Source organism: Arthrobacter zhaoguopingii, from assembly GCF_009828605.1.
In the GTDB taxonomy this organism is placed as follows: Bacteria; Actinomycetota; Actinomycetes; order Actinomycetales; family Micrococcaceae; genus Arthrobacter_D; species Arthrobacter_D zhaoguopingii.
The window spans coordinates 311,114-328,097 of record NZ_WIAE01000005.1 but is presented as its reverse complement, the minus strand read 5'-3'; the positions used below and the strand labels follow the sequence as shown (position 1 = coordinate 328,097).

The following is a 16,984-nucleotide window of genomic DNA, read 5'->3' as shown; positions in this document are numbered from 1 at the left end:
CTCGGCCAATCCTTACGAACCTGCGCTTTTCCTGCGCTTGGCTACCGCAGTGCCCGCACATTGAGGGCGAGGTAGAGGTGCACCCGATCGGCGGTGACCGCCGGGTCATAACCGGTCAGGTCCGCGATCTGCTGAAGGCGGTACCGCACGGTATTGCGGTGCAACTGGAGGGCGTCGGCGACGGCGGCCACCGACCCGTTGAGCGCCAGGTACCTTTCGAGGGTGGTGATCAGCCCACCGCTGTGTTTTGCGTCGAAGTCAACCAGCGGAGACAGGGCCTCGGCGGCGAGATCGGCAAGGGGAACGTCCTCGCTGGAGAGCAGCAGCGAGGTGAGGCTGAGCCGGTTCGGCGGGTTGACCGGCCCGCCCCTGGTCAGGGACTCCCGGGCCTCGAAGTAGCTCCACCGCAGCCCGTTGGGCTGGGCGTAGGCGCCGCCGATGCCCACCCGCGCCGTGAACCCGGCCGCGTGGAGGTAGGCGCCCAGCCGGGCCCCCAGTCCGGCGCCGTCCGGTTCGGGGGCCAAAACGAGCAGCCGGTCATCGAGCAGGGCCGTGAGGACGCCGGCGCAGTCCTCGGGCAGCGGCAGGGTCCGCAGGGCTTTACGCTGCCCCGACGCGACCTCGACGGCCACCACCACGTGCCGGCCGGCGCAGTCCAGGCCGGTGCTGCCCAGGCGGGCGACGGCGTCGGGCCCGGCGAGTGCGCCGCGCACGATGTCCTGCAGGAGCTGTCCGGCGGTGACCCGTTCGCCCGCCCGGCGGCGGGCCTGGTTGCTCAGTTCCACGCTGATCAGGCTCTGGGCATAGTCGACGATCGCAGCCGAGGCGTACGGTTCGGCGATGACCAGGGTGCACCGGTCCTTAAGCCCGGTCGCCACCGGAACCCGGTGCCAGCTCCGGTCCGTTCCGGCGGGCTCCGTGCCGGCCGGTGCCCGCCCGCCCGCGATGCGTGTGCCGTACTGGAAGAGGGCCACATCCGTGCCGAGCATGCCCGCCAGTTCCTCGAGCAGGCGGGACAGCCCGCCGCCACCCAGCAGGGCCGCAGCGAGCACCTGGTGGCCCCTGAGGAGGTCCTCGAGCCGCGAATAATGGTCTGCGGAGTGGGAATCGGCAACGATCTTGCCAATGGCGATGAAGGGCGTTTCGTAGGGGACCTCGAAGACCGGCAGCTCCACCCGATGTGCCTCCTCGAGCAGGGCCGGCGGGATGCGCTGATGGGACAGGCCCACCCCAAAGCCGACGGCGAGGCCTCCGGCCTCGGAGACCCGGCGCACGAATCGGCGCTGCGCGGCGGGAGTCGTCTGCCGCACCCCCGTGGTCAGGACCACTTCGCCGCCGCTGAGAAACGGCAGCGGATCCTCGAGTTCGGTCACCGCGACCCAGCCGATCGGTGTGTCCGACGCAGTGGCGCCGCCGGCGGGGATAAGGCGGAGGCTGGAGACGGCCAGCAGATCTGCAAGGGAGATTGCCATGAAACTGTCCTAGGATTGGGTTGTGCGCCTGCATGGAGGAACCTGGGGGATCCTGTGCAAGAGTACCTAGTGAACCGTGAGCTCCGACGGATAGGGTCAGCATAAATTTGGCGCCCGATCCGCAACGCCGGCAATTTCGGCCGCACCGGCGGCGGCCCAACCCCGCAATGAAAGGGATGAACGCTGTGGTCCAGACCCTGCAGAACTACATCAACGGCGAATTCGTCGACGCCGCCGGCACCGAGCTGCTCGACATCGTCAACCCGACCAACGGTGAACTGGTGGCCAAGGCGCCGGTCTCCGTCGCCTCCGACATCGACGCCGCCATGGCCGCCGCCAAGCAGGCCTTCACCTCGTGGAAGCACGTCCCGCCAAGCCAGCGGCAGCTGATGCTGCTTCGCCTCGCCGACGCCCTCGAGGCGAACAGCGAGGAACTCGTCGAGGCCCAGCACCGCAACACCGGCCAGGTGCGCGAAATGATCGCCGCCGAGGAGGTCTCCGCCGGAGCCGACCAGCTGCGCTTCTTCGCCGGAGCGGCCCGCCTGCTCGAAGGCAAGTCAGCCGGCGAATACCTGGAGGGGCACACCTCCTACGTCCGCCGCGAGCCGATCGGCGTCGTCGCCCAGGTCGCGCCCTGGAACTACCCCCTGCTCATGGCCGTCTGGAAGATCGGGCCGGCCCTGGCCGCCGGCAACACCGTCGTCCTCAAGCCCAGCGACACCACCCCGGAGTCCACCCTCGTCCTCGCCCGGCTGACCCAGGACATCCTGCCGGCCGGCGTGCTGAACGTCGTCCTCGGCAACGGGGAAACCGGCGCGGCCATGGTCGAGCACAAGATCCCGGGCCTGGTCTCGATCACAGGCTCCGTCCGGGCGGGCATCGCAGTGGCCACCGGTGCGGCCAAGGGCCTCAAGCGCGCACACCTTGAACTGGGCGGCAAGGCGCCGGCCATCGTCTTCGCCGACGCCGACCTGAAGAAGTCCGCGGCGGCCATTGCCGAATTCGCCTTCTTCAACGCCGGGCAGGACTGCACCGCCATCACGCGCGTCCTGGTCCAGGAAGCGGCCCACGACGAACTCGTGGCCGCAATGGTCGAGCACACCAAGACGCTCAAGACCGGCAGCCAGGACGACAGCGAGAACTACTTCGGACCGCTGAACAACATCAACCACTTCAACGCCGTCAACGCCGTCATGGACGCCCTGCCGGCACACTGCTCCGTCGCCACCGGTGGCAAGCGCGCCGGCGACAAGGGGTACTTCTTCGAGCCCACCATCATTACCGGCGCGAAGCAGGAGGATGACATCGTCCAGAAGGAAACCTTCGGTCCGATCATCACGGTGCAGAAGTTCCTCACCGAGGCCGAAGCCATTGAGATGGCCAACGACGTCGAGTACGCCCTGGCCTCCAGCGTGTGGACCACCGACCACGGAACCGCGATGCGGACCTCCCGCGACCTCGACTTCGGGGCCGTGTGGATCAACACGCACATCATGCTTACCGCCGAGATGCCGCACGGAGGCTTCAAGAGCTCCGGCTACGGCAAGGACCTCTCGATGTACGGCGTCGAAGACTACACCCGCATCAAGCACGTGATGACCGTGCTGGATGCCTAGGAGGGACACCATGACAACACTTCCAGCAGTTCAGCCGACCTTCCGTCTGGAGCAGAAGCGGCAGCTGACGGGCCCCTTCCCCGGCCCGCAGTCCGCTGCCCTCGACGCCCGCCGCGGCGCCGTCGTCGCCAAGGGGGTGGCCTCCGGCGTGCCGGTCTACGCCGCGGACGCCGACGGCGGCATCCTCCGCGACGTCGACGGCAACTCGTTCATCGACCTTGGCTCGGGAATCGCCGTCACCAGCGTCGGCGCCTCCGATCCGGCCGTCGTGCAGGCCGTGCAGGAGCAGGTGGGGCACTTCACCCACACCTGCTTCATGGTCACCCCGTACGAGGGGTACATTGCGGTCGCCGAGCAGCTCGCCGAGCTGACCCCCGGCGACTTCGAGAAGCGCACCGTGCTGTTCAACTCCGGTGCCGAAGCCGTGGAGAACGCGGTCAAGGTGGCGCGCCTTGCCACCGGCCGCAACGCCGTCGTCGCGTTCGACCACGCCTACCACGGGCGCACCAACCTCACGATGGCGCTCACCGCGAAGTCGATGCCGTACAAGACCAATTTCGGTCCGTTCGCCCCCGAGGTGTACCGGATGCCGATGAGCTACCCGTACCGCGAGGAAAACCCCTCGATCAGCGGTGCCGAGGCGGCGAAGCGCGCCATCACCATGATTGAAAAGCAGCTGGGCGGCGACGCCGTGGCTGCGATCATCATTGAACCGATCCAGGGCGAGGGCGGCTTCATCGTTCCCGCCGAGGGGTTCCTGCCGGCGCTCGCGGCCTGGGCCAAGGACAACGGCGTCGTCTTCATCGCCGACGAGGTCCAGTCCGGGTTCTGCCGCACCGGCGAGTGGTTCGCCGTGAACCACGAGGGCGTCGTGCCCGACATCATCACCATGGCCAAGGGCATCGCGGGCGGGATGCCGCTGTCGGCGATCACCGGCCGGGCCGACCTGCTCGACGCCGTCCACCCCGGCGGCCTCGGCGGCACCTACGGCGGCAACCCCGTCGCGTGCGCGGCGGCCCTCGCTGCGATCGGCACCATGAAGGAACAGAACCTGGCCGGGCGCGCCCGCGCCATCGAGGGCATCGTCGTGCCGCGCTTCACCGCGCTGCAGGAGGAGCTCGGCGAGGCCGGCATCATCGGCGAGGTCCGCGGCCGCGGCGCGATGCTCGCCATCGAGTTCGTCAAGCCGGGGACCACCACGCCCAACCCGGAGGCCACCAAGGCCATCGCGGCGGCGTGCCTCAAGGAAGGGGTCATCATCCTGACCTGCGGCACCTACGGCAACGTAATCCGGCTGTTGCCGCCGCTGGTCATCGGCGATGAACTGCTGCGCGACGGCCTGGACGTCCTCGAAGGGGCCATCCGCGCCGCCGTCTAAACCGGCGCACGGCGCCGTCCACAGCCAAATCCGCGGGGCCGGCGCCTCCGCGACTCCGCAGATCACCACGTTCTTCCTCCGGGATAGCGTGGTGATCTGCGTTTTCGGCGGAGGCGGTGCGATAACCCCTCGTCGAATGTGCAGTTAACCCCGCCACGAGGGCGGAATTACGTGGTGAGCTGCGGTATCGGCGGGCGGGGGACGGGCAGAAAATTGAATCGCCGTCACTCCTGTCACCACCGGCCTAAAACTGCCCCCGCAAATCCTCCCCGGAAAGCCGCGGGCCACACTAGGGTGAGGGCATGTTGGAATCCGAGGCGTGGGGGGCCATTCTTGAGGACGCCCACCGATATCCGTCACCGCACAATTCGCAGCCGATAAAAATCCGGCTGCGCAGCTCAACGCAGGCGGCTTTTTATTATGATCTGGATCTAGGGCTGCCCGCGGAAGCTTATGGAATTCCCTTCGGCTACGTCTGCGCAGGCGTTTTCCTTGAGTCGCTCCGGGTCTGCGCGCAGGCCCGCGGATATGAGGTCCGGGAGGACCTTCAGCACCGTGAGATGGACTTCGGGGCGCAGGACCGGCTGCACCTTCTCGGTGAGGTCACCCTGGTGCCCCGGACTCCCCATGCCGACGACCTTGCCGACTACGAGGCGTTCCTGGCCCGGCAGACCTCCCGCCGGCCCTACGACAACACCCTGGTGTCGCCCGCTGCCGTCGCGGACGCCGAGGACACCGCCCGGCGGCACGGGCAGGTGTTCCGCAGCTCCAGCGATCCCGCGCTCGTCCGGGCCCTCGTCCACGTCAATCAGGCCACGCTGTTCGACGACCTGCGCAACGATGCCGTGCACCGGGAGATCCTCACCTGGCTCCGTTTCTCGCGCGACGAGGCGAAGGAGCGCGGGGACGGCCTGAGCGCGGAAACGATGCTGATGCCCGGACCGGTGCTGCGGTTCGCCATGCGGAACCGGGGGCTGTGGGATGCGCCGGTGGTCGGCGCTCTCATCCGCAGGATCTATCTGAACACCATGCGCGGGGTGCGCCAGCTGGGCTGGCTGGAGGGACCCTTCGACGGGCCGGCCGACTATGTGGAGGCCGGCCGTACGTTCATGCGGGTGTGGCTGGGTTTCACCCGCCGCAATATCTACCTGCACCCCTTCGGCACAGTGATCACCAATCCCCGCTCGCACGCCGAGTTCGTGAAGGCCGCCGGCGTCAACGAGTCCGACGGACGGATGGCCTGGATGCTCTTCCGCTTCGGCCACAGCGCCCGCCCGCCGGTGGCGCACCGCCGCGCCGCATCCGCAATGATTCTTCCCTCGGGCCAGGAGCTGCACCCATGAAAAAGCTGTTGATCTTCGCCTTCCTCGCCGTCCACGAGCGGTTCGTCCGGCTGTTCATGCCCCGGGTCTCCACGCACAAGCTGCTCCTGCTCCCCGGCATCGAGTCCTTCCGCTGGACGCTCGGGCGGTGGCGCGCGTGGCGGACCTTCGAGCTGGCGGCACGACGGGTTCCCGCCTACCGGCAGTTCCTGGAGAAGCAGGACTTTCCGGGCCGCCTGCCGGGCAACGGCAGGGTCTCCGACGAGTTCGCGCGGATCCCGGAAATGGACAAGGACAGCTACATCCGGCCCTGGACCACCGAGGACCGCTGCCTGGGCGGGAAACTGCCCCGCCGCGGCGTGGTGGTCGACGAATCCTCGGGAAGCTCCGGTGTTCCCACCAGCTGGGTCCGGGGTCCGGACGAGCGCGAGGCCACCCGCCAGCTGCTCCAGCTGGGCTTCGCCCGGACCGCCGCCGCGCTGGACAAGCAGCCGTTCGTCCTCAACGCATTTTCCCTGGGGGCCTGGGCCACCGGCATGAATGTCTCCTCGTCCCTGACCGAGGTCACCATGATCAAGTCGATCGGCCCTGACAAGGACAAGATCATTGCCACCATGCGGGAGTTCGGCACAGGATTCACCTACATCATCCTGAGCTACCCGCCCTTCCTGAAGGCCCTGTTCGAGGACCCCCGGCTGCCCTGGCAGGAGTACGATATCGTCGCGGCGTTCGGCGGCGAGGGCATCAGTGAGAACATGCGCGCCCACATCAACCGCTACACGCACGGTACGTTCGGCTCCTACGGCGCCTCCGACCTGGAGATCAACCTGGCCATCGAAACCGACTTTTCGGTGGCCCTGCGCCAGGCCGTCGACCGGAACCCGGAGCTTGCGGCGCGCATCACCAGGCAGGAAGAGTACGGCGTGCTGCCGATGATCTTCCAGTTCAATCCCTACGGCTACCTGATCGAGACCAACGACGCCGGCGAACTGCTGGTGACGATCGTGCGCCGGGAGAACATCAACCCCCGGATCCGCTACAACATCCACGACCGCGGCCATGTGATGCGGGTGCGCGAGCTGAAGCCGATCCTGCGCGAGTACGGCCTCGAGGGTGTCCTGCGTGAGCAGCTGCTGGACCTGCCGCTGCTGTTCCACTACGGCCGCTCCGATCTGTCGGTGGACTTCAACGGCGCCGTCGTGGCTCCCGATGCGCTGCGGGACGTCATCTACAACGAGCCGGCGCTGCTCGACGCCGTCGAGAACCACCGCCTGATCAGCTACGAGGACGCGGCGGGCAACCGCCAGCTGCACGTCGCACTGCAGCTGACCCGGCACGCCAGCGAGTCCGGGGCCCTGGACGTCGAGCGGTACCGCCCGCATGTGCTCGCCGAGCTGCGCCGGATGAACGGGGATTTCAACAACGCCATCCGAACTGCCCCCGTTTCCACCCTGCCGACCATCGCCTTCTATCCCTACCGGACCGGTCCCTTCACGGACGACGGACGGAAGCTCAAGAACGAGTACGTCTGGCAGCTGGACGCGGACGACGTCGGGGAGTGGGACCTCGACTTCTCCTACGCCGCGCAGCCCTGACCGCAGCGCGGCCACGCACGCCGGCCCTCCCGCCGGATGCGCACCTAGCCACGCTCCGCCGGTTACGTGGAAAGCTGCCGTTTCAGGCCGGTGATGAGCGCCTCGAGGCCCGTGCTGAACGCAACATCGGCTGCGTTGCTCCCCTCCTGCGCAGAATCGTCCGCACCGCCGCCGGAGGAGCCGCCCTCGACGCCGGCGGAGGCAGCGGCATCGGACGAGGCGCCGCCTTGGCCTGTGGCGCGGGCCGCGCTGCGGACGGCCGAGGTGAATACCGGGAACTCCGGCCCCAGGGCGCCGGAGTCGAAGATGTTGCTGGGCGCCGAAACATCCAGCGCCGAACCGTAGATGAAGGACTCAAGCGCGACGATGGCCGGCACCACGCGTTCCTCGGGCCAGCCGGCGGCCAGGAAGCCGCGGGCAACCTCCTCGTACATCCGCAGCGTCTCCGCCGCGTCGGTGACGGGCATGACGGCGATGACCGGCACCAGGGGCGCGTGCCGGGCGAACACCTCCCGGTAGGACCACGCCCAGCGGCGGACCGCCTCGTCCCACGGCTCGGTGGCGAAGGCGCTGAAATCCACCATGGTCATCACATGGTCCTGCACCCAGCGCAGCACTTCCTGCTTGGAACTCGCATGGTTGTACACGGCCGAGGGGGCGACCCGGAGGCGGTGGGCCAGGGCCGACATGGTGAGTCCCTCATAGCCCTCGGCGGCGATCTGCGCGACGGCGGCGGAGGTGATGCGCTCCCGGGAGAGCACCCCCCGCGGGGGCCGTCCGGCGCGCCGCGGCGTTCCCTGTGCAGCTGCGGTCATCGAGCGGCTCCCATCCATTGTTCGAAATTATCCTACGGCCCTTCCCAAAGGCGGGCCGGTTCGCTAAAGTCCTCACAGTAAATGAATACCATTCATTTTGTGGCGGACGTCACCGCCGCCGTAAGGGGACCATGAAAACGATTGAACGCGACGTCGTCGTGATCGGCGCAGGGCCGTCGGGCCTGACCGCCGCGCGTGAACTGCGCAGGGCCGGCCACACGGTGGCGGTCCTCGAAGCGAGGGACCGGGTCGGAGGGCGCACCCACACCGACGTCATCGACGGCGCCACCCTCGAGGTCGGCGGGCAGTGGGTCTCACCCGACCAGACCGCCCTGAAGGACCTGCTCGAGGAACTCGGCCTCGAGACCTACTCCCGCTACCGCGACGGGGAGTCGGTCTACATCGGAGCCGACGGCACGGCCAGGCGCTACACGGGGGAGTGGTTCCCGGTGGGGGAGCACACCCGGACCGAGATGGAGCGCCTGACGGCACTGCTCGATCAGCTGGTGGAGGAAGCCGGGCCCGAGGCGCCCTGGGAGCACCCGCTCGCCCGTGAGCTCGACACCGAGTCCTTCGCCTCCTGGCTGCGCCGGCATTCCGACGACGAGGAGGCCTGCAACAACATCGGGCTCTTCATTGCCGGCGGGATGCTCACCAAGCCCGCCCACTCCTTCTCTGCGCTGCAGGCCGTGCTCATGGCCGCGACCGCCGGATCCTTCTCCAACCTCGTTGACGAGAACTTCATCCTCGACAAGCGGGTGGTCGGCGGTATGCAGGAGGTCTCCAAGCGCATGGCGGCCGAGCTCGGCGACGACGTGTTCCTCAATGCCCCGGTCCGCACCCTGCGCTGGAGCGGCGGGACGGACGGCGGCCCCACCAGCGTGACCGCCGTCTCCGAGAGCCTCACGGTGCACGCCCGGCGCTGCATCGTGGCCGTGCCGCCGAACCTCTACTCCCGGATCTCCTACGACCCGCCGCTGCCCCGGCTGCAGCACCAGATGCACCAGCACCAGTCGCTGGGCCTGGTCATCAAGGTCCATGCCGTCTACGCCACGCCGTTCTGGCGCGCCGCAGGGCTCTCCGGCACCGGTTTCGGCGCCGGCTCCGTCGTGCAGGAGGTGTACGACAACACCAATCACGGCGACGCCAGGGGAACCCTCGTCGGATTCGTCTCCGACGAGAAGGCCGACGCGATGTTCGAACTGCCGCCGGAGGAGCGGCGGCAGCGGATCCTCGGATCCATAGCCGCCTTCCTGGGCCCCGAGGCCCTGACCCCCGAGGTCTACTACGAATCCGACTGGGCCTCCGAGGAATGGACCCGCGGCGCCTACGCCTCAAGCTACGACCTCGGTGGCCTGAGCCGGTACGGCCGCCACCAGCACACGCCCGTGGGGCCGATCCACTGGTCCTGCTCGGACATCGCCGCCGAGGGCTACCAGCATGTCGACGGGGCGGTCCGCATGGGCCGGCGCACCGCACAGACCATCAGCAGCATCCTTGCTCCACCGCCCGGCACCGCTTCCGGTCCGGGTTCCCTCTTCACGAAGGTGACCCAATGAGCACAGACGTACGCACGACCGGCCAGGGGACAGGCCTCAGCAGGAAGGGCCTCAGTGCGGGCGCGGTCGGCCTGCTGGGCGCCGTCGTCATCGGCGTCTCAAGCATCGCCCCTGCGTACACGCTGACCGCGGCCCTTGGCCCCACAGTCGCCGAGGTGGGGGTGAACCTCCCGGCCATCTTCCTCGTCGGCTTCGTCCCCATGCTCCTGGTGGCCCTCGGCTACCGCGAACTGAACAAGGCGATGCCCGACTCGGGCACCTCGTTCACCTGGGCCACCCGTGCCTTCGGCCCGTGGATCGGCTGGATGGCAGGGTGGGGCGCGATCGCCGCGACGATCATCGTCCTGTCGAACCTGGCCGCCGTCGCCGTCGACTTTTTCTACCTGATGCTCGCCCAGCTCACCGGCAATGAGGCGCTCGCCGACCTGACCCTGAACCTGCCGGTCAACATCGTCACCACCCTGGTCTTCATCGCGGCGGCCTGCTGGGTCTCCTACCGGGGCATGGAAACGATCAAGACGGTCCAGTACGTGCTCGTCACCTTCCAGCTCATCGTCCTGGCCTGGTTCGCCATCGCGGCGTTCGCGCACGTGGCGAACGGCTCGGCCTTCGATGCCACCCCGATCAGCGCCGAATGGTTCAACCCGTTCGCGGTCGGGTCATTCTCAGCCTTCGCCGCCGGCGTCTCGCTGTCGATCTTCATCTACTGGGGCTGGGACGTCTGCCTCACGATGAACGAGGAAGCGACGAATCCCAAGAAGACCCCGGGCCGTGCAGCGGGCGTCACCATCGTCGTCATCATGGCCATCTACCTGATCGTCGCGCTGGCCACGCTGTCCTTCGCCGGCGTCGGCGACGGCGAACTCGGCGCGGGCAACCCCGACAACCAGGGCAGCATCTTCGCCGCGCTCGCCGGGCCGGTCATGGGCCCGTTCGCCATCCTGATGTCGATGGCCGTCCTGAGCAGCTCGGCGTCCTCGCTGCAGTCGACTTTCGTCTCGCCGGCCCGCACGCTGCTCGCCATGGGCCACTACGACGCGCTGCCGCCCAAGTACGGCACGGTCAGCCCCCGCTACAAGTCCCCGCGCTACGCCACGGTCGCCGCGGCCGTCGCCGCCGCCGGGTTCTACGTGGTGACACGGGTGCTGTCCGAGAACGCCCTGTGGGACACGATCACCGCCCTTGGCATGATGATCTGCTTCTACTACGGCGTCACCGCCCTGGCCTGCGTCTGGTACTTCCGCGCCGAGGCCTTCCGCGGAGCGGGCAACTTCCTCAGCAAGTTCCTCGCTCCGCTGCTGGGCGGGGTCATCCTGCTGGTGATGTTCGTCAAGACCGCAATTGACTCGATGGACCCGGCCTACGGCTCGGGCTCGGAGGTCGGCGGCATCGGCATGGTGTTCATTCTCGGAATCGGCGTGCTCCTGCTGGGCGCCGTGCTCATGGGCATCCAGTACCGGCGCAATCCCGGCTTCTTCGAGGGCGCGGGGCTGCGCAAGGGCACCTCTCAGGACGCGTTCGATGACGTCCTGACCGACTGAGCGCCGACCGACTGAGCGCCGAACGACTGAGCGCCCAACGACCGAGCGCCGAACGACTGAGTACCGCGACCGGGCCGCCGGCGGATCCTCCCTGGGGGGTCCGCCGGCGGCCTCCGCCGTTAGAGCCGCCGGTCGCCGCCGGCACTGCTGATTCGGTACGCCTCCTGCGGGCTCGACGCAGTCCGTCAGGAGGCTTACTATCGACGTACGGAACGCCCCGGAGGGCTTCGACGTACCGCGCGCCGCCACTGACCGCTGGACGGCGCGGCCGCCGATCCCGACCGGTGGGCCACTGCCGGAGAGCCCCTTTCGGGGGCCGCGGCCGCTGGGCCACCACCCTCCAGAGGTGCCGGCCAGTGCGAGGCGAGTCATCATGCGGATCGGGTTGATTACAGGACCGTGGCTTCCGGTTCCGCCGGAAGGGTACGGCGGTGTGGAGCTGATGGTCGACTCCCTCGCCCGGGGGCTCACCGAAGCCGGCCACGAGGTGCTGCTGGCCGCACCGGCGGACAGCAGGTGTCCGGTCCCGCTGCTTCCGGACACAGAGGTGTCGGATCCGTCGACTCTGGGGATCACCGGCTCGGAACTATCCCACGTCGCTCGTGCCTATGCTGGGCTCGCCGAGGTCGACCTCATTCATGACCACACCCCGACCGGACCTTTATACCGGCACCGGCCTCCGCGCGTCGCGGTGGTGGCAACCATCCACAACCGGCTGACTCCGGCCAGCCGGGAGTTGTACCGGGCCGCAGCCCAGGACACCGCCCTCGTTGCGATCTCCCGCAGCCAGCTCAGCGGGTCGCCGGACATCCGGGTGGCCGCGGTCATCCACCATGGCATCGACGTTGCCAAGGTGCCGGTCGGCCGGGGCGGGGGCGGCTATGTCTGTTTCCTCGGACGGATGTGCGCCGAGAAGGGCGTTGTCCAAGCGATTCGAACCGCCCGGGCCGCAGGACTTCCCCTGAGGATCGCGGCAAAGATGCGCGAAGCCGTCGAACTTCAATACTTCCGCGATGCCGTTGAACCGGTCCTGGGGCCGAATGAGGAGTTCCTGGGTGAAGTTGGCGACGGCGACAAATATGCCCTCCTTGGGGATGCAATCGCACTGCTCAACCCGATCCAGTGGCCGGAACCCTTCGGGCTGGTGACAATCGAGGCCCTGGCCACCGGCACGCCGGTCGTCGCCACGCCGCTGGGAGCTGTACCGGAAATCGTTGAGCCCGGCGTGACGGGCTATCTCGCCGATACCCCGGGTGCGCTCGCGCCGCTCCTGGCGCGCGCCGCGGGACTTGACCGGGCCGTCATCCGGGCCCGCGCCGAGGAGCGCTTCAGCGCCGGGCGGATGGTCGATGAGCATCTGGCCCTGTATCTGCAGACAGCGGCGGCGGGGTGAAGCGCGGCCTATTGCCGCGCAATCCGGGGTGCGGGACCATGGACACGGGCGACGGCCCAACGGCTTGTCGGTAGCGGGATATCGATCGGGAGCGGTCCATGACCGGATGGAATGCGGATAATGCTGCGGGCTCACCGGGCCTCGGCGCCGTCACTCTTGTCGAAGGTTCCTCATTCTGCATCTCGGCCCAGAGCGGGGACATCCTTCCGGGCCTTCCCCAGGGGGCGTTCTATCAGGACACCCGCATCCTGTCGCGATGGCAGCTGACCGTGGACGGCTCCCCGCTGGAACCCCTGACCGCGCGCACCCGGGAACCCTACCGCGCGGTCTTTGTCGGCAGGCCGAGCGGAATCGACGGCGCCGACAGCCCCATCGTGGTGGAACACGAGCGTGAGGTCGGCCCCGGGCTGCGCGATGACATCCGGCTCCGCAACTTCTCCCAGCGGCAGGTCAACTGCCGGATCCAGATCCTGATCGACGCCGACCTCAGCGACCTGTTCGAGGTGAAGGGTGGAAGGATTCCCGCTTCAAAGGAAGGCGTACGGCAGGTCCGCGGCGACGAACTGCGGATCGAAGCGGTGCGGAACGAATCCCAAAGGGGGGTCGCGGTCAGCGCACCCGGAGCGGTCGTCACCGAGGGGTCGCTCCTCTTCCTGGCGGAACTCGAACCGCGGGGGTCGTGGTCGGCCCGGATCATCAGCACGCCCCTCGTCGAGGGGGTAGGCCCGGACGAGCCGTTTTCCCCGACCGCGGGGTCCGTGCACCATGTAGCGGCCCGGCGGCATGCCGACTGGGAGCGCGAGGTGCCGCGCCTCGCCGTCAGCGAACGGAACCTCGAACGCGTCCTCACCCGCAGCCAGGAGGACCTCGGTGCGCTGAGGATCTTCGATCCCGACGACCCCGGGCGTGCCGCAGTGGCGGCGGGCGCACCGTGGTTCATGGCGCTGTTCGGCAGGGACTCCCTCATCTCCTCCTACATGGCCCTGACGGTGGATCCCACCCTGGCCACCGGCACCCTCCAGACGCTGGCGTCGATGCAGGGGGAGAAGGTTGACCGGGCAACGGAGGAGGAACCCGGGAGGATCCTGCACGAGGTCCGGCTGGGAACCGGCGGCGGGCTGGCACTGGGGCATAATCGTGCGTACTACGGCACCGCCGACGCCACCCCCCTGTTCGTGGCCCTCCTCGGAGAGTTGGGCCGGTGGGGACTGGCCAGCGACCTGCTCTCGGTTCTGCTGCCCCATGCCGACCGCGCACTTGAATGGGTCGAGCGGTACGGCGACCGCGACGGCGACGGCTTCGTCGAGTACGGGCGGAGGAACAACCACGGACTCGTGAACCAGGGCTGGAAGGACTCCTGGGACGGCATCAACTTCGCCGACGGTTCCCTGGCCGAGGCGCCGCTGGCGCTCTGTGAGGTGCAGGCCTATGTCTACAGCGCCTACCTCGGCCGGGCACTTCTGGCGCGGCAGCTCGGCGATGACACGGGCGCCGCGAAATGGGCGCACGAGGCGGCGTACCTCAAGGAGGAGTTCAACGACCGGTTCTGGCTGCCGGATCGGGGCTACTTCGCGGTGGCGCTGGACAAGGACAAGAAACCCGTGGACGCCTGCGCCTCCAACATGGGCCACTGCCTGTGGCTTGGCATCGTCGATGCCGACAAGGCGCCCCTCGTGGTCGAGCGGCTCATGTCCGAGGAGATGTTCACGGGATGGGGGATCCGCACCCTCGCCTCCGATATGGGCGCCTACAACCCGGTCAGCTACCACAACGGGTCCGTCTGGCCGCACGACACCACCCTGGTCGCCGCGGGCATCATGAGGTACGGCTTCGTCGAGGAAGCGGTGAGGGTCGCCCGGGGCCTGTTCGACGCCGCCGAGTACTTCGACGGCCGGCTGCCCGAGCTTTTCTGCGGTTTCGCCCGCGACGAGTTCGCCGAGCCGGTTCCCTTCCCCACGTCGTGTTCCCCGCAGGCCTGGGCGTCGGCAGCCCCGGTCCACCTTCTGCGCACCCTCCTGCGTTTCGACCCGCTCCTGCCGCAGGGCGAGGTGTGCCTGGCCCCGGTGCTGCCGGAGGAATTCGGAAGCGTCAGCGCAGGGAACGTGCGCCTCGGCGCCTCCCGCATCACCGTCCGCGGGGAGGCAGGCAGCGGGACAATCGAAGGACTTCCGGCGGGTGTAAAACACCGCCCAGCGCCCCGCGGTCCGCTGGAGGACCTCATCTAGGGCGCCGTCCTGCCGCCTGACGGCACCGTTCCACCGCGGTCAAGGCCGCGCCGGGCAGGGGATAGAGTGAAAGCCATCCTGCGCCGGCGCGGCCTTTCCGCTGCTCCGGGGCACCCGCCGAACGAAGGAAACCCCGTGCGCTACGTTGTCGGATACACGGAAAACGACCGCGGCCAGGACGCCCTCGCGCTGGCGACCTCGCTGGCCTCCACCCAGGGGGCGCTGGTCGACCTGGTCACCGTGCTCAACCGGCCGCGCTCCGGCGGTGCCGCCCCCGGCACGGACCGTGCCGAGGCCGCGCTCGCCCAGGCCGCCGCCGGCAGCCCCGGCCACGTGGCCGTACAGACCCATGTGAGGACGGCCGATTCGTTCGCCGAGGGCCTGCTCGAGGCCGCCCGCGAGTTCGAGGCGGAGCTGATTGTGATCGGCGCCTCGAGCAACGGACTGCTGCGGCGCTTCACGGTGGGCAGCGTCGCCAACGCGGTCCTTCACTCCTCGCCGGTGCCGGTGGCGCTCGCGCCGCGCGGCTACCGCCACCGGGACACCATCTCGCGCATGTCCTGCGCCGTGGGCACCCGGGCCGGTGCCGGGGCGGTGCTCGACGTCGCCGTGGAATCCGCCGCCCGCCACGGGGTGCCGCTCCGCCTGATCTCGCTGGTGGCCCTGGATGTGAGCGGTCCGTCGGACTCGGGGGAGGCCGTGAACCAGGCCCACCAGCACGCCAACACGGTGCTCATCAAGGCCGTCGAGCAGCTTCCCCAGGGTCACGAGGCCACCATCGCCGTCGCCCACGGCAGGACCATCGAGCAGGCGATCGACGACGTCGAATGGGACGCCGGCGAACTGGTGATCGTCGGCTCGAGCCGCCTCGCCCAGCACAGCCAGCTGTTCCTGGGCTCAACGGCCAACAAGATGCTGCGCGCCCTGCCGGTGCCGATGGTCGTGGTGCCGCGCGACTGGAACCTCGCGGCGGCCTGACCCGCCGGCCGGAAGCCCCCGGAAGGGGGCCGGCCCGGGAGGCGGCTGCCTAGGAGGAGGCCGGTGCGGTCTGCCCGGCCGGTGCGGGGCCGCCGGCGGGAAGGGATCCGCCGGACCCCTTGCGCGGGCGGGCGGAGCGCACGGCGCGCAGCATATCGATGGTCAGCAGCACCAGGCCCGACCAGACGAGTCCGAAACCGACCCAGCGCTCCGGCGGCATCTCCTCCCCGAAGACGAACAGGGCCACCAGGAACTGCAGGATCGGGGCGAGGTACTGGAGCAGGCCGATGGTGCTCAGGGGCAGGCGGCGTGCGGCCGCGCCGAAGAAGATCAGGGGGACCGCGGTGATGACCCCGGAGGCGGCCATAATCCAGAAGTGCCCGGGGCCCTCGGTGGTGAGCGTAGCGGCGCCGGTCGCGCCCAGCCAGATCATCACCGCGGCGGCGACCGGGGTGAGCAGCGCCGTTTCGATGCTCAGGCTCGACACCGGGTCGACGCGGGGCCCGACGCGCTTCTTGACGAAGCCGTACAGGCCGAAGGTGAACGCGAGGATCAGGGCGATCCACGGGACGGAGCCGTAGCCGACGGCGAGGACGATGACGGCGACGAAGCCCAGCCCGATGGCCACCCACTGAAGGCGGCGCAGCTTCTCCCGGAGCACGATGACCCCGAGCAGCACCGAGACAATCGGGTTGATGAAGTAGCCGAGGGCCGCCTCGATCGCGTGCCCGGTGGTGACACCGTAGGTGTAGGTCAGCCAGTTCACGGCGATGAGGGCGCCGGCCACGGCGAGGGTTCCAACGATGCCCGGAGCGCGCACCGCCGCCAGCACGGTGTGCCAGGCACGGGTCGCGGTCAGCAGCAGGACGCAGAAGATCAGCGACCACAGGACGCGGTTCGCGACGATTTCCACCGCGCCGGCCGGGTGGAGGATGAGGAAGTAGAGCGGGAGCAGGCCCCAGAGGCCGTACGCGCCGATGCCGTAGAAGATGCCGAGTGAATTCTCACTGCGGGCCGGTCGTTGAGTTTTTACCGCTGTCGCATCACTCACACGGTGAGGAACCGTTTCGGAACGGGATTTATTCCCCTC

12 protein-coding genes are annotated in these 16,984 nt (G+C 68.8%); 9 read left to right on the top strand and 3 right to left on the bottom strand.

The genetic code is table 11. From position 1 onward, the window contains the following. Positions 1 to 41 precede the first annotated feature (41 nt). The gene (locus tag GVV77_RS09050; RefSeq protein WP_159617776.1) at positions 42 to 1,472 is read right to left on the bottom strand and encodes a PucR family transcriptional regulator; all 1,431 of its coding nucleotides are present in this window, start codon (positions 1,470 to 1,472) and stop codon (positions 42 to 44) included. A 176-nt stretch (positions 1,473 to 1,648) separates the two neighbouring features. Here GVV77_RS09050 and GVV77_RS09045 point away from each other — a divergent pair, with 176 nt between their 5' ends. The 4 genes from GVV77_RS09045 to GVV77_RS09030 all read left to right on the top strand — a co-directional run bounded on the left by GVV77_RS09045 (position 1,649) and on the right by GVV77_RS09030 (position 7,383). After that, positions 1,649 to 3,088 carry an aminobutyraldehyde dehydrogenase gene (locus GVV77_RS09045; protein ID WP_201293201.1) on the top strand — a complete coding sequence of 480 codons (1,440 nt, stop codon included), beginning with the start codon at positions 1,649 to 1,651 and terminating at the stop codon, positions 3,086 to 3,088. Between the two features lie 10 nt (positions 3,089 to 3,098). Continuing rightward, entirely contained in the window at positions 3,099 to 4,466 is a 1,368-nt protein-coding gene (gabT, locus tag GVV77_RS09040) for a 4-aminobutyrate--2-oxoglutarate transaminase (protein ID WP_159617775.1), read from the top strand. 302 nt (positions 4,467 to 4,768) lie between these two features. Continuing rightward, complete coding sequence (locus tag GVV77_RS09035; RefSeq protein WP_159617774.1) at positions 4,769 to 5,809, top strand: nitroreductase family protein; 1,041 nt, start codon at positions 4,769 to 4,771, stop codon at positions 5,807 to 5,809. Continuing rightward, entirely contained in the window at positions 5,806 to 7,383 is a 1,578-nt protein-coding gene (locus GVV77_RS09030) for a phenylacetate--CoA ligase family protein (protein ID WP_159617773.1), read from the top strand. Before GVV77_RS09035 ends, GVV77_RS09030 begins: the two co-directional genes overlap by 4 nt. A gap of 62 nt (positions 7,384 to 7,445) precedes the next feature. On the opposite strand, the gene GVV77_RS09025 is transcribed toward GVV77_RS09030, so the two are convergent. Next, a complete protein-coding gene (locus tag GVV77_RS09025; protein WP_159617772.1) occupies positions 7,446 to 8,198 on the bottom strand; it encodes a TetR/AcrR family transcriptional regulator in 753 nt (250 codons plus the stop codon). 131 nt (positions 8,199 to 8,329) lie between these two features. On the opposite strand from GVV77_RS09025, the gene GVV77_RS09020 reads away from it, so the two are divergent. The 5 genes from GVV77_RS09020 (at position 8,330) to GVV77_RS09000 (ending at position 15,894) form a co-directional block, all read left to right on the top strand. After that, a complete protein-coding gene (locus GVV77_RS09020; RefSeq protein ID WP_159617771.1) occupies positions 8,330 to 9,757 on the top strand; it encodes a flavin monoamine oxidase family protein in 1,428 nt (475 codons plus the stop codon). Then, a complete protein-coding gene (locus GVV77_RS09015) occupies positions 9,754 to 11,298 on the top strand; it encodes an APC family permease (RefSeq protein ID WP_159617770.1) in 1,545 nt (514 codons plus the stop codon). The genes GVV77_RS09020 and GVV77_RS09015 overlap by 4 nt, the downstream gene beginning before the upstream one ends. Before the next feature lie 373 nt (positions 11,299 to 11,671). Continuing rightward, on the top strand, positions 11,672 to 12,691 hold the full coding sequence (locus GVV77_RS09010) for a glycosyltransferase family 4 protein (RefSeq protein WP_159617769.1): 1,020 nt from the start codon (positions 11,672 to 11,674) through the stop codon (positions 12,689 to 12,691). A 98-nt stretch (positions 12,692 to 12,789) separates the two neighbouring features. Further along, entirely contained in the window at positions 12,790 to 14,916 is a 2,127-nt protein-coding gene (locus tag GVV77_RS09005; protein WP_159617768.1) for an amylo-alpha-1,6-glucosidase, read from the top strand. A 135-nt stretch (positions 14,917 to 15,051) separates the two neighbouring features. Next, complete coding sequence (locus GVV77_RS09000) at positions 15,052 to 15,894, top strand: universal stress protein (RefSeq protein ID WP_159617767.1); 843 nt, start codon at positions 15,052 to 15,054, stop codon at positions 15,892 to 15,894. A 49-nt stretch (positions 15,895 to 15,943) separates the two neighbouring features. Here the strand turns inward: GVV77_RS09000 and rarD are convergent, their stop codons facing one another. After that, entirely contained in the window at positions 15,944 to 16,945 is a 1,002-nt protein-coding gene (gene rarD, locus GVV77_RS08995) for an EamA family transporter RarD (RefSeq protein ID WP_246199716.1), read from the bottom strand. Between the last annotated feature and the right edge of the window lie 39 nt (positions 16,946 to 16,984).

Coding starts and splice junctions, on each gene's coding strand:
- GVV77_RS09050 (WP_159617776.1), bottom strand. CDS start 1,472: ATGGCAATCTCCCTTGCAGATCTGCTGGCCGTCTCCAGCCTCCGCCTT.
- GVV77_RS09045 (WP_201293201.1), top strand. CDS start 1,649: ATGAACGCTGTGGTCCAGACCCTGCAGAACTACATCAACGGCGAATTC.
- gabT (WP_159617775.1), top strand. CDS start 3,099: ATGACAACACTTCCAGCAGTTCAGCCGACCTTCCGTCTGGAGCAGAAG.
- GVV77_RS09035 (WP_159617774.1), top strand. CDS start 4,769: ATGTTGGAATCCGAGGCGTGGGGGGCCATTCTTGAGGACGCCCACCGA.
- GVV77_RS09030 (WP_159617773.1), top strand. CDS start 5,806: ATGAAAAAGCTGTTGATCTTCGCCTTCCTCGCCGTCCACGAGCGGTTC.
- GVV77_RS09025 (WP_159617772.1), bottom strand. CDS start 8,198: ATGACCGCAGCTGCACAGGGAACGCCGCGGCGCGCCGGACGGCCCCCG.
- GVV77_RS09020 (WP_159617771.1), top strand. CDS start 8,330: ATGAAAACGATTGAACGCGACGTCGTCGTGATCGGCGCAGGGCCGTCG.
- GVV77_RS09015 (WP_159617770.1), top strand. CDS start 9,754: ATGAGCACAGACGTACGCACGACCGGCCAGGGGACAGGCCTCAGCAGG.
- GVV77_RS09010 (WP_159617769.1), top strand. CDS start 11,672: ATGCGGATCGGGTTGATTACAGGACCGTGGCTTCCGGTTCCGCCGGAA.
- GVV77_RS09005 (WP_159617768.1), top strand. CDS start 12,790: ATGACCGGATGGAATGCGGATAATGCTGCGGGCTCACCGGGCCTCGGC.